Source organism: Actinomycetota bacterium, from assembly GCA_035536535.1.
Classification (GTDB): domain Bacteria; phylum Actinomycetota; class JAICYB01; order JAICYB01; family JAICYB01; genus DATLNZ01.
Window position 1 is genome coordinate 19851 of the sequence record DATLNZ010000058.1, and the last position, 12918, is coordinate 32768.

The 12918-nt window shown below is 64.6% G+C and carries 11 protein-coding genes; 3 read left to right on the forward strand and 8 right to left on the reverse strand.

What is annotated here, in order from left to right; genetic code table 11:
- Positions 1 to 381: 381 nt before the first annotated feature.
- Both VNE62_03760 and VNE62_03765 read right to left on the reverse strand, forming a co-directional pair.
- Complete coding sequence (locus VNE62_03760) at positions 382 to 714, reverse strand: hypothetical protein (GenBank protein HVE91407.1); 333 nt, start codon at positions 712 to 714, stop codon at positions 382 to 384.
- Between the two features lie 444 nt (positions 715 to 1158).
- Positions 1159 to 1872 (reverse strand): nuclease-related domain-containing protein, encoded by a 714-nt coding sequence (locus VNE62_03765; GenBank protein ID HVE91408.1) that lies wholly within the window; start codon positions 1870 to 1872, stop codon positions 1159 to 1161.
- Positions 1873 to 3734: 1862 nt separating this feature from the next.
- Here VNE62_03765 and VNE62_03770 point away from each other — a divergent pair.
- On the forward strand, positions 3735 to 3962 hold the full coding sequence (locus VNE62_03770; GenBank protein ID HVE91409.1) for a hypothetical protein: 228 nt from the start codon (positions 3735 to 3737) through the stop codon (positions 3960 to 3962).
- Between the two features lie 154 nt (positions 3963 to 4116).
- On the opposite strand, the gene VNE62_03775 is transcribed toward VNE62_03770, so the two are convergent.
- Together VNE62_03775 and VNE62_03780 are read right to left on the reverse strand one after the other, a co-directional pair.
- Entirely contained in the window at positions 4117 to 4920 is an 804-nt protein-coding gene (locus VNE62_03775) for a DUF6338 family protein (GenBank protein HVE91410.1), read from the reverse strand.
- Between the two features lie 587 nt (positions 4921 to 5507).
- The gene (locus VNE62_03780; protein HVE91411.1) at positions 5508 to 5672 is read right to left on the reverse strand and encodes a hypothetical protein; all 165 of its coding nucleotides are present in this window, start codon (positions 5670 to 5672) and stop codon (positions 5508 to 5510) included.
- Between the two features lie 636 nt (positions 5673 to 6308).
- Between VNE62_03780 and VNE62_03785 the strand changes: the two genes are divergently transcribed.
- Both VNE62_03785 and VNE62_03790 read left to right on the forward strand, forming a co-directional pair.
- The gene (locus VNE62_03785) at positions 6309 to 6596 is read left to right on the forward strand and encodes a hypothetical protein (protein HVE91412.1); all 288 of its coding nucleotides are present in this window, start codon (positions 6309 to 6311) and stop codon (positions 6594 to 6596) included.
- Entirely contained in the window at positions 6523 to 7137 is a 615-nt protein-coding gene (locus tag VNE62_03790; GenBank protein HVE91413.1) for a hypothetical protein, read from the forward strand. Before VNE62_03785 ends, VNE62_03790 begins: the two co-directional genes overlap by 74 nt.
- Positions 7138 to 7255: 118 nt before the next feature.
- Here VNE62_03790 and VNE62_03795 read toward each other — a convergent pair whose 3' ends face one another.
- The 4 genes from VNE62_03795 to VNE62_03810 form a co-directional block, all read right to left on the reverse strand.
- Complete coding sequence (locus tag VNE62_03795; protein ID HVE91414.1) at positions 7256 to 7408, reverse strand: hypothetical protein; 153 nt, start codon at positions 7406 to 7408, stop codon at positions 7256 to 7258.
- A 226-nt stretch (positions 7409 to 7634) separates the two neighbouring features.
- Positions 7635 to 8666, reverse strand: a complete 1032-nt coding sequence (locus VNE62_03800; GenBank protein ID HVE91415.1) for a hypothetical protein — start codon at positions 8664 to 8666, stop codon at positions 7635 to 7637.
- Positions 8663 to 8980, reverse strand: a complete 318-nt coding sequence (locus VNE62_03805; protein ID HVE91416.1) for a hypothetical protein — start codon at positions 8978 to 8980, stop codon at positions 8663 to 8665. The genes VNE62_03800 and VNE62_03805 overlap by 4 nt, the downstream gene beginning before the upstream one ends.
- Positions 8981 to 11139: 2159 nt before the next feature.
- Positions 11140 to 11298, reverse strand: a complete 159-nt coding sequence (locus tag VNE62_03810; GenBank protein HVE91417.1) for a hypothetical protein — start codon at positions 11296 to 11298, stop codon at positions 11140 to 11142.
- Positions 11299 to 12918 lie beyond the last annotated feature (1620 nt).

Sequence of the window (12918 nt, forward strand, 5' to 3'; positions counted from 1 at the left end):
GCGAGAGATTCGGACGGCAGCGCGGGGTGCCAGCTACAGCGACAGAGGCCCCCGGCTCCCGCCTACTGCGGCTCCCGCTTGAGCTGAGTAGGGGTGGACGGGGTTGGGCATCATCCGGAGCCGCTCCTGCGCCCCCGTCAGCAGATACGCGGCGGGTGGGATCGGCGGGTAAGTTGGCCAGCCCGGACGGACCAACTCTGATCCCACGCGTCCGTGAACAGCAGAACGGCCATGCTCGTAAGCTCCGCGAACACCGGTTCCGCCGACAGCGGAAACGTGCCATTTTCGTCTTCGATTGTCTCCCCAGCACTCATCGTGCCGATCACGAGCTCGAAGCCAGTCCCCTGCCGATCTTCTGCCTGGCCTTCCTGCCCCGGGTCGTCAATCAATAGGGACCACGTTGTGGATCGGGAACTCTGACCCGTTGTGGATTCGGTACTTCACCAACCACAAGCCATCCGGCTGCTCGACCAGATCTGCTCGAGCCGAGGCTCTCCTTGCCATCTCCTCCCGCTTCGCAAGCTCGGCTGGTGGTGTCGGCAGTGGCCGCCCGTAATCGGCAAGATGCTGGACAGTTGCTACCGCCACCTCTTCAGGCCCCAGCACCCTCCCATCCAGATAGGCGGTGGTGGGATTGAGCTCGGGGACATCTGAGTCGTCGAGCCTGACCGGCAGCACGTGGGGCGTAGCTGGATCCTCGACGATCTTGGCCATAGCGGAGCGTCGCTCGTGAGTCGGAAAAGCCTTCCGAACATAGTCGGATGAATGAAGATCAGCGTTCTGAAGGCCCGCCGCCCGTAGAGCTCGGCGAGTTGCTCCGCCAGGTCCGTGCCCCACATCCTCGGACGCTCATCCTGGTCATAGAACACGCTGACCCCGTGTCTTTGAAGGGCGCGAACGACTGCCTCAACGTAGTACCGGTCTTCTCCCGCGAAGGACACAGCCACGTCGTAGTCGTCGTGGGCCGCTTTCTGATTCAGACCTACCCCCCCGCTGGTTGGCTGAGGTGCAAACAGTCGATTGCCGACGTGACTTCGCCTCGACTCTTCCACAAGCACGGCAGCGAGAGTGCCCTAGCCCGTGCGACCCTGCCTCTGCCCTTGCGGTGTGCCCGACTGCTGCTCTCGCGCGCTCGGCTCTCGCGTCGGTGCTCCCTCCTCACCCAGGCCGCAGCTGTTCGTCAAGCACCGCAGCTGCCCGGATCACCTGCTCCGCATCGGCACGAGCTCCAGCCGCAGTGACGGCCTTCCGCAGCCCACGCCGACCGACAAACCGCACGTGCCCCACCCGCGTCCTCCGCAGCAGATGCGCCCGGTGGAAACACAGGACCGGCGTGACTGGCACCGCCCCAAGCCCTGCGCGGAACAGAACCTCCTCCACCGCGCGCGACTGGCCGAGCACCTGGTCCACGATGCCGGTGCGGCGACGGCCGTTGACGAAAACCTCTCTCCGGCGCACGCGAACCTTGCCGCTGTAGGACTTGGTCTCCACCACGAACACCCCGCACGGACCGATGACCAGGTGGTCGATGTTGGACCGGCGGCCGGACATCTTGCGGTCGTGCAGGACGGCGTAGCCGAGGCCAAGGCCTTCCAGAGCGCGAGCGGTGCGCCTTTCACCGGAGGCGCCGATACTCCAGGACTCGGTGGAGCGGACCTGGACTGTCGCGTCGCTCAGGAGCGTGAGGAACGCGAGGCCCGCGGCCCACTTGCCGACGCCGGGGAGGAAGGCATCTACGAGCGTCCACGCGAGCAGCGGGGCGAACACGAGGAGTACGAGCGTGAACGGCAGCCGCCTTCTACGCCGCTCCTTCAGGTTCGTCCGGCGGCGGTCGTACTCGCGTTGCGCTGATGCGCCTGGACGGCCAGCCATGACTAGAACCAAGCGACGCGAACGGGGACCTGCTCGCTCGACGAGCTTCGAGGGCTGAAGTAGTTCGCCAGCCACAGTTCGGTGCGCGTATCGAGCTGTCCAGCCACTACCGCCCCACTGTGGCATTCGTAGGTCTGAGTCAATCCGCCTCTAGGAAGCCGAGTGCCACCGGGGCGCACCGTGCACCGGTCCCCGTTCAGGAGAGTGATGGACCAAACGGACCCAGGGTCGCTAAACGCGTCCGCATACCCGTCATGCCTGTCGGACCCAGGCGGCTCAGAGGGGGCTTCTCTAACACTCAGAAGCACGCCGCCATCCCGGTTTGGCCACTCAGGACAGAGTGCAAGGTAGCTGCCACCGCCGAAGTACCGAAAACAGGGGTCGCCAATGGGGGTGCGGTCCCCGGAGCATCGGTAGGCGTCACTCCGCCTGGTTGTCACGGATTCAGACCGGCAGACTCCGGTGTCGCGCTCGGCGGGCTGAACCGATAGCTTGCCATCAGCGCCTCTTGGGTCGAAGAATCGCAACTGCGTGCGGTCAATTGTCACAAGCGTCGGTCGAGTGAGTCGCGGAGTCACGATCCGCTCCCAACCCACCTCCACCACTTTTACGGTCAAGGCTCCAACGAGCGCCGCAACCATCAGCCAGTACAACCTTGCCTTGGGTCTCTCGCCTGCTGGTCCGCCGCCGCCAACTGGCCTTGGCTCGGTCATCCGCCTCCACCGCTTCCCGCGGGTTCGACTCACACGCCACCCCGTCGCCGACTCGGTCGAGGTCATGCGGGTCCGACCGGGACCCTCCGTGCCGCTCCTAGAACTCCTGCGCCTCCTCCTGTGAGGCCAAGTAAGGATGAGCACCCTTACCCACCACCGGCGGCCGCTGCGCGCGAAGCTGGTCAAGCCGCGCTTGCTGGACCGCTCAGGGAACGTCCCGATGTAGTCGCTCACGATCTGGCAAGGATTCGGCGCAGAATCACGATCACCTTCGCCCGGCCCACGCGCCTGCAGGTGCTGAGGTACGGGTGTCAGGGGTGACCGGCAGATGCCACCATGAACAGGCCGTGCGGTCGGGACCAGCCGGCCGCATTAGGCCGCAACTATGGCTCGGATGACTTCGGCCTTGTGCTCATTGAGCGTGATCGTTCTCGTGCTGCTCCGTACTCGCTGCGACGTACGGTTCGTGAACCTCGTCTTGAGCCGGACGATCAGGCGATCAGTGTCGTCGCTGACGAAAGCAATCAGTGTGATGTGGTCGCTGCGCTCGGAGGAAGCCAATCCTTGATCCCGCGAGCGGGCCCGGCGACTGCTGCCAGCCAAGCGATGGCAGGCTAGAGGAGCCAGGTCGCGAGAGCGCCGACTGCCACGGCTGCGAGGAGAATCAAGATGACCCACTCCGAGCGCCGTAACTCTCCGAAGGGCCTCAGAAGTGGCCGATGGTGGGGCCGACGGGAGGTCGTCTTCCATGGGGTCGGGATTTTTGGGGGTCTTCCATGGGGTCCGCTACGCCTCCGAGGGGTGTTTTGGGGCCAAATTCGGTCGTGACAAGACATTGCCCCCAGGGTCCTGCGAGAGCCAGCCGAACTTCCGAGAGGGGCACAGGTGACCAGGCCGATGCCCTGCTTCGGTCCCAGCCCGAGAAGTTACTCGAGCCGCCTTCGACCATAGAGTGATGCTGGAGCTGGCTGACCAAGCCAATACACCGACCGAGGCGGGGCCATCTCCACATGGGGATCCGCAGGACGGGGCCTGACGGGAGCGTCGGCCTAGATCGCTGAGCGCCCAGCGACTCACAGGGCTCTGTCGCCCCCGGCCTTCATGATTCAGAACCCCCACCTGGGGAGTCGGAGAAGAAGGGAGGTTCCGATGTGGACGGTGCTTGATGTTGTCTTTGATGGGCTGGCTCGGTTGGCGAGCGTGGCGCTGGTGGTGTCGATGGGGACACTCGTGGTGTTGACGGCTCTGCCCCATGTCATACCGGTGTTCTTGCAGCTCTGCTCGTTGATCAGTTCGGCTTTGGTTGTCGCCGCCGGATTCCTCTCGGACATCTCCACGCTCTATCTCAGCGAGGTGATCGCGAGGATCGGCTCGTAAGGATGCGCGCGCCGCGGCCCGCCGACCTACGCATCCCGCTCCGGGACACTGAGGGGCCGCTTCTCAGAGGAGGTCGAGCCCCCTGTCGCCGTGCTGCGCCCATCCGGCGGGCGACCCGACAGCGCCCTGCAGAGCGAGAGCGGCGAGCAAGCACTCACCACGCTGGTCTGGGAGGGGTCAAGTGTGCGCCCTCCACGACGGAGGCACTCTGGCTCCCCAGGTCTCCGGCGAGTGGAGCAGGTCTGGGGTTGGCAGTCAGACCGGCAGACTCCTCCTGCGGTGCGTAGTAACGAACATCTAAGACCACTAACCGGCGAGCCGAGATCACTACGCGCTGTGCGTCTGACTCGACAACGGTCTCGTCACCGGCCGCTCTCCAGTAGATAGGCGGAGCCAAGACGAGCTCGCGGTCACCAGTTTCTCGAGGATCAGGGCTAGACGATGCTAGTACCCCGCTGATCCATGTGCCGTCTTCAAGCAAGCACCCGCAGTGTTTTTCGGTCTCGGCAATGGCTTCGGAGTTGAACACCACCTCCCATGCTGAATCGACGCTGATCGACCCTCCGAGGAAGCTGAGGAACTTCCGATTCCCAAGGAAGCTGATGAGCCTCCACTTCCGGGGGTCCTGGTGGGCGAGGACAATCGCGGTCACACATGAGAGGACCAGGAAACCAAGGGACCACCATGCCAGCTCCAGATAGTGCCCTTCGGCATAGGGCCCAGGTTGGCGGATGAGCTGCCCGACATCAGGAGTTCGATTGGGAAACTTTGTGCGAGCCAAGCCGAACAGAAGAAGCGCGAGGATGTTTCCTAGGAGCCCCGAGAGCAGAAACAGAGCGGTCTCCCGGAAAACAGATCTTTCAGGTGAAGGCCGTCTCTGTTCACGTATTAGAACGAAGACGAAGCCGGGAGCCAGAAAAGCAACGAAGATGAGGAGTCCTAAGAAGGTGGTGGGCACTTACGCGCCCGTCTTCTTCTGTGGCGGTGGTTTGGGCTTCGGCCGGGTTGTTTGTGGTTGAGGCTGCTGGACGCCTGGCTGTGGTTTTTGACCCTTTCGAATCTCTTCTCTAGACGGTTTCTGTGGCTCACGACTCTTGGGCATGAACCCTCCTCCGCAGATGTCTAACGACTTGCCTGGCGACTCTGTCGAGGTGCCGAGACGGCCTCGGCACCTCGACACGATGACATGCCCCGACCGGGCCCACTTCTCCCCCCCAAATCTGGGAGGGGTGGCAGCCAAGAGCCGTAGGCCCGCTCGTCGGCCACCTGCTCGTTCACGCTGGTGATGTAGCCGGCCAGGTTCCGTTAGAGGACCCATGGGATCCTCTGTCAATGCTCAGGGAGGCCCCCGGGATGCAGTCGTCGCTACTGAACTCCTAGGTCAGTGGTGTCCGAGCCTCCCTCGCCCCACCCTTCAGAAGACCACGCGACACAGCCTTCGACTTCAAACTGTTCAGCACGGCTGGCGGGGGCAAAGCTCTCCTACACAAGCCTCGAGGGCCACAGAAGTGACCGATGGAGGGCTCGGGATGACCGTGTGACTACCTACTCAGTGCGAGGCGGCGCGTCTCGCCTCTGGATGGCGTCACGAACGCCCTCGGGCATCGAGTCAAAGAGTTCGTCCACTCGCCTGGGCGCCGAGATCATCCCCTCGGCGATCAGGTTGATGAGCTGGAAGAGCGTGATCGCCGTGTCGCGATTGTCAGACATGTCGATCCGGCCTGGATGGACCGCCTCGTTACCAATGAACCGGACGTAGTCCGCCGCCCTTTGGATGGAAGGAGAAAGGCCCCGCCTCACCAAGGCACCAATTGCATTGCTCAAGTCTCGCTCGTCCGGCTCAAGCTCTCGACAGAGCTTCTGCAGTGCGAGACGCAGGAGCGCCGCAGCCGCCCGGGGGGAGGTGCTGACTACCTCCGCCGCCTCCCGGTACTCCCTTTCCACTTCCGGGGACAGATCCGGACTCGGCTGCGGTACGCCAGAGGTAGTGCGGGGGTCAAGCATCTCCCCGCCCCTCCAGACGCACCACTCCTGACAGTGAGCGCACAGCGAGAAGCGGACACCGGGGGGCCTTCCATTCGGAAGGTCTGCCACTGCGACGCCGTAGGCGTCGTACCAGTGTTGCCGCGCATACGCGTAACAGTGCGGGCAGTTGAAGGCCTGGAGACCGTCGTTAGGGGCGACAAAGGGAATCAAGGAGCTCCTCTGGTGTCCCTTGTTGGAGGTGTAGCAGCGTGACCCGGCCAGCCTCCAAGGTCAAATGCTCCGGCACCTGCGGCCAGATGGTGTCCGGGAGCAGGACCCGCCAACGCATCGAAGCCGTACCGCTGGGCCAGAGGGGGCATCATGAACAGCCGGGACGTCGTGAAGGAAGCCAAGAAGCAGGGCTGGACCGTGGACACCACACAGCACGGCCACCTGCGCTTCACGCCCCCGGACAAGTGGAAGCAGATCTGCGTGTTCTCCGGGACTCCCGGGGACCAGCGTTCGATCCGCAACCACCTAGCGGAGATGCGTCGCCAGGGGTTCGGTGGCCGCCGAGAGGCAAGGGGAGGTCGTGATGGGTCGGGAGTGGAGCGTCCTGCTCGAGTTCGCTTCGACGACCGCGGGGCGCCCGGCCGAGACGGTCGGTGACGCGGTCGAGGGCGCACTGGACAAGCTGAAGGATCTGCACGCGGCCGCCAGCTACGGCCCCAGCTCCTTCAGCTTCCGGATGACGGTGGCGGCGGACTCGCCTATCGCTGCCGCCGTTGCCGGCATCGGCCGACTGGCGGGCGTCGCCTCGACGGTGGGCCTGCCCGACTGGCCGCTGGAGTGCGTCGAGGCCATCCCGGACGAGGCCCTGGAGGCCGAGCTCCAGAAGCCGGCGAGCTCCGAGATCCTCGTGGGCGTCAGCGAGATCGCACTGATGCTCGGGGTCTCCAAGCAGCGCGCCAGCATGTTCACGCGACGGTCCGACTTCCCCTCGCCGGTGGCGCAGCTCGGCGCCGGCCCGGTCTGGTCGGGCCGGGAGGTTCGGAACTTCGTGAACCACTGGGCGCGCCGGCCCGGGCGGCCGGCCAGCGGAGCTTCGAAGGCTGTGCGCGTGAAGGAGCTCAAGAGCGGGTTCCTCTCCAGCCGCAAGACGGCCGGAAAGCCCATGGGCCAGTCGACAAAGAAGACCAAGAGTCGCTAGATCGGCCCGACCGGGCGTCACGTGACTCACCGGTTGTCACTCGGCCGGCCGCCGTTGCCAACGGGCTGATGGAACGGGGGGCCGGCCCCATTCGGTCGGAGTGTCGGGAGCCGGCCCTTTACACCCCGACGAGCGACGACAGCAGCTCATCGATCTCCGAGGCCTTCTGGGCGAAGTTGTTCCTGAGGTCCCACAGAAGCTCCTCGAGATCCCGTCGGCGCCTGTGCAGCAGCTGGATCGTGGCCACGGCCAAACGTCCGACCTCGAGCACTTGGCCGGGATCGATCCCCTCCGAGTCCTGCCCCGGCGCGCGCGTTCTCGGCCTCGCTGCAGAGGTCTCAGAGGACCTCGCAGCTGAACGATTGATCCGTTTCCGCGGGCTCGTCTTCCATGGGGTCGGGATTTTCGGGGGTCTTCCATGGGGTCCGCTACGCCTCCGAGGGGGTCTGAGGCCCAAGTTCGGTCGTGACAGGACCTCGCCTGCGCAGGAGGGACGGCTAACTCGCTTCGACCAGCTTCTCTTCGATCACCTTTCCGAACGGTTCCGGCTTCTTCGTAAGGAACTCGACCGCCTTGACTGGGCAGTCGCCGCCGGGCAGCACGATGACGAGCGGCGTTTGTTCATCACCGCCTACTCGCAGCGCTTGAACATTGTCGGCGTCGCATCCAAGTGCCCTCCTGCCTGGGTCCTCGAGCTTCAGCGTCACGAGCTGAGCGGCCGTCGTCTCCGACTTGGGCCTAGGAGCCAGCGCCAGGCAGGCCACTCCAGCGGAGACCAGGAGTACAGCAACGACGCACCACCTCCGGGCCCTCTCGTATCGCTTGTTAATCTTGGCGCCGATCGCGATCCCGTACGCGCCGCGGCGAAGAGCCTCCAGCGATGTCAGTCGCTGCTCAGTCCGCACCAGGTCGTGCTTTCGGATTGCGGCCTCGGCGGCACTCACACCCGCCGCCGCACGCAGGGTCAGGGCGTACCTTCGCGCCACCGCCGCTTCCTTCACCCTGTCGGGGGGAACGGGGTTAAGACCCTTGATCAGTTCGTCCATTGCCTTTGAGGCCGCTTCGGCCTGAACGGCCTTCGCTTCGTCCGCCGCTGCGTAACTGGCAAGGTCCGACGCCAAGTCGCGCTTAATGCCGACCGCGTCACGAGTTTCCTCCAGAGCCTGCCTCAGGGCTTCGAAAGACGTGAATCTGCCCTCGGGGAGGAGCTCTAGGTTCCCTGCGGTTATCTCGGGATCAGTGACGGGCGCAGGACTGAGCACGCTGGCGAAGGTGAGGATCCCGGTAAGCGCCCCCAGTGCCGCAAGAAGGACGCCGGCGATTAGGAGTCGCTCATCGAAGCCGGAATCCCCAGGGGCACGAACGATTGACCCGACTACGGCGAGGCTGGGGATCCCCGCGAATGCCGCTGCGACCCACCGGGCTGTTGATCGCAGGCCGGTGGCTACGGCGCGCGAGTCGTCCGACGGTTCGACTCCCGCGGGCGGCTCGACCCCCACGGTCGGTTTCTTCTCTACGGCGTCACTCATACCTGGACCACATGCGGTCCAGCATCCGCTGGCAGCTTCAACAGGGCACGCAGCCGCGGCAGCCGCGACGACAGGATCCAAGCGGTGACTTCACTATCGCCCCCGACGATTAGGCCGCCAAGGAATTCCTTCAGCGAGTCCTCCGAGTAGAGGGCGGCCGGATCGATCTCGACAGAAGGGTGGGGAGTTTTCGGCGGTTCGATGTAAGAGAAGGCCTCGTGGCCTGATGGGCCCACTGACTGTTTCTCCGTCACGAGGAGGAGCGTCCGCATATCACCCCGCACGAGCCTGAGCGACACCGCTGAATGAACCACGGGGCGATCCTACTCGTCCTGAGCGAACGAGCCTGGTTGGCCGCCGCCGCTCACTCGGCCACGTCGTCGCGTTGAGCCTGTCCAGGTCCCCCCATCACGAGAATGGTGTCCTTTAGTGAGGTGGGGGCCGGGAGTGTGACATTCGGGTGGCGTCAGCTTCGTGAGGCTGTGAGTTCACGTCCCCCCACGGGTCTATGCCACCCGCGCGGCGGCCACGTCGACGGTCGACACCCCATGGAAGACCCGGCCAAGAGCGACACCCCATGGAAGACGGGTCCTTCGTCGACCGCCTGGCGGACCTCCTCGAGCCCTTCCTGGATGAACTGCATGCCGCAGCAGAACTGAACGGCCTGCACGAAGAGCTGTCCGAAAACGTTGTGGCTGTCGAGAGCCAGCGGCGGACTGGCCAGGCCCCCTGGGACGAGGCGTGGCCCCGCGGAGGTGAGTCGGCCTGTGCGTGCCGCTGTCACTTTTGAACCGCACGTCGTCGGAGCGATGGGAGGTCGCTCGGAGTCACCAAGGCGGACCAGGGGCAGGGAGATGAGTCGGCTCGGTCTACGGCCGCCTGACTCTCCTCCGGTGTCGGGGTCGGCCTGACGACTTCCGCCTTGACCTTCTTGGAAGCCATCGTGATGGCTGTGGCCAGTCGAGGAGGGCTCCCTCGAGCGACGTCTGACGGACGGCGGGGGGGCGTTTACCTGTCGGGGTCGTCGGAGGGTCTTCGAGGTCACAACGGCGGGACAGCAGTTCGACGGCGAGCGCGACTGCCAATGGATCGAGGCGTTGCTTGCTGAAGATCCCGTGCCCGGTAGCGCCTCGTTCGCCAGGTCGACCCGGCGTGAACGGTGGCCCGCTGCTCGTTTGCGGCGGGAACGGCGGCCGCCCCGAACACCGAGCTGGCAGGCCCATCAAAAAGCTGCCTCCGGCGGCGCCGTAGCTGACGCCGTGAATGACAGCCGGCCTCGAGGCGGCCCCTCTTCGCAGGTCCTGGAGCCGGGAGCGGCTGACTGGGACTCAGATGGCGAGGAGACGAGCGACTCCTCGCGTGCGCATCGCCGTCATCTCCAACGTGCAGCCTGCCGAAGGCCAACTCCACCCCATGCGCCACGCAGCTGGGCTGAGCCTGGCTCGGCACGAAATCGCCGTCAGGGATGCTCTCGGCGGTGGGTGTTACGCACAGCCACTCTTGGTGTCGCGGCGTAGGAGGTCGTGCGGCTGGTCAAGAAATCCCTCGCAGCGCGAGCGATCTAGCCGGGCTCGTGCGGCGATGTCGGTGGACCCGTTTACCCTGCTCCGGTGAGAACTATAGGAGTGAAGTTTGCTCTTGAGCGGTACGCAGAGCTCCAGCGTGTACTCAACGACGTATCCTCCTTCGCGCTCTGCGGCTCATGCGGCGGAACCGACACGAAGAAGTTGATTCGGGAGCCCATAGTCATGCCTACCCTCGGAGCGATCAGCCTCATCGCTGTCGTCCGCTGTCACCGATGCTGCCGTCTTGAGTTGCACGATCCGTGCGCGCTTCTAGCCTTACCACTGGAGGCGTTGTTGCAGCCGGAATGAACGCATCCCCTCCTTATGGCGGCCTCCTTCGCGTACATGACTCGCCCGACTGGTGTCAGGCCCGGGCGTGTTTACACGATGGTGGCTCTGGTCTGATTGGAGGCCGTGAGCAGCGGGTCCTGGCCAGCTAACAGCCTACACGGAGGCTGCGGTGGCTTCGGGTAGGGCTGTCTGATCTCAGCTACGGCAGGACTACAAGGAAGTTCCGGAAACCTCGCGCTCGGCATCTGGAGCTCAGCCGCCAGGACGTCAGCGTCGACCGCCTCGAGGCGTGTCAGCGGCCAGTCCGGGAGCCCCGCGACCCCGGCCGCGTCCCGGACGAACGCAACGGCGTCTGTGACGGCCTGATCGGCCGCCGACGCAGGAGTGGTCAAGCGGAAGCCGTACGAGCGCTGCTCGCCCGACGCGGCTGCGTGATGGTCCTCGAGGCGGTCCAGGGCGGTGCAGACGGCGTCCGTCAGATCCTGCGCGGCCTCTCCGTTGGCGACTCAAACTCGACCAGCACGCTCCACTCCCGCATCACGACCGTCCCTTCCGTGGCGGTGGCCACACGAATCCCCGTCGGCGCAGCTCCGATAGCGCGTTCTGCAGCGAGCGATCTACTCGGAGGCGTACGGCACGTCCGGCCGGTCGGTGCCGTCCTCGTCGATGATGCGGACGTCCGACTCCAAGGTCTCGAGCGTGGCGAAGTATTCGGCCGCCTCCTGCGGAAGCCCCTTCTCGAGGTACTCCTGGGTCAGCCGCTCGCGCTCATCCACTTGAGCCTCCTGAGCAGCTGGCGAATCGCCGCCCTGATCGCTCGGAAGTCCTTCTCGCCTCCGATACCGCCGCCCCCTTACTCCTGCTTCGGAGAGGGCTGCGCTGATGAGCATACCGGTCACTCGTCCTCCTGATCCCCGTCGGTCGGCGGCAGCGAACGTGGCGGACCAGCATCGCGCGCAGAAGTCTGGTCGGGCGAGCCGGGTTACGCGGGGGCCTGCTGGGAGCTGAGCTCGAGCTCGGATGTCGACGATCGCCGTCGGTAGGGCCGCCCCCGGAGGCGACTCCCACCTGCTCTGGGGAGCCGTTATTCCGCTCTGGGCCATCGATGATCGCATTCAGGGCAGGTACTACCCTCGGCCCGCCCGCTCCTTAGGACCGAAGGGCACAGCAAACCACTACGGCTGAGAGTCCATCATCGGTCTCACTAGCAACTCCCTTTGAAGACCATGCCAAGGACGCATGTCCCGTGGGGCGTCGCAGGGGTAGAGGGGGGTGGACACGCTCTTGGCAGCCCCCTTGATGCGCCTAGGCGGTCCTGGAGCCAGCCTCAAAGGCGGGCCTCCTTTAAGGGTTTGGCCTCTGGCTGCCATCCTTAAACTCGTAGTCGGCCACCGGCTGACTAGCCACGAGTACGGCCTTTGCCGGTGAGCCCGCGGCGGGGCACGACTCCGATGACCATGTGACTGATCTTCCAGAAAATAGCGTTAACCATGCGATCCGACGGCGGCGATCTAGCTCGAGTTTGTAATCCGCCAGGGTGTTGCAACCAGGGAAGCCGCCAAGGAACAGCACCGTGAATTTCCGAGCATCCCCAGGTTCTTTTACGACACGACTCCATCGAGTGGGATGTCGGCCCACTAGGGCCTCATCCGGCACGACCAACTGCGCCTGGTCGGGGTTGACGTAAGGTGGGGGCATCGTGGGATTAGGCGCAGGTGTAGCGCCCTGCCCTAGTCGCTGACCTCCAGCCGTAGCGCACGCTCCCGTAATCACTAACGCGGTCAACACGAGGCAGGCTGACCTGGCGACAACCAACTTGCACCCTCCCACGGCCGTGGCCATTCACAAGTTCAGACGCTCATCCCATCAAGGCAGCCAGACCTGCAGGTTCCACCGCGTCTCGGCATGCTCGATCGCCGAGAAACACGCGCCTATTCGTCTCCCGCCGCGCTCCACAAAGCTCGCAATGATTCCGGCCGCCTTTGCACCCTGTGAGGGGAGGACTTGATAGACGGGTCCACCACTGTCACCTACGTCCGCCGGGTAGTTGATGCACCATTGACGATCGAGGCGACCAATCGGGCCGTCTCGAAAATCGATATTCCCACAATTATTGTTTTCGCTCGTGACCCCTTGGAAGCACAGCCTTTCGTTCAGTAGAAGACCTAAGGCAGAGTATTTAGCCTCGACGCCTCTTACCCACGTGGTCCCCACAAGTACGTTGGGAGATTGGTCTTGCCTAGGGATAAAGTAATACAAAAGATCGGAGTCAACGGGGCCGCTGGTGTCGAACCACGTCGAGGCCAGCACCGGTCCGAGACGAGCGGACCCGACTATCGCTCGCTGGGTAGTCGCTCCGCAATGACCGGCCGTAACACCGTATTTGTCTTGATTCT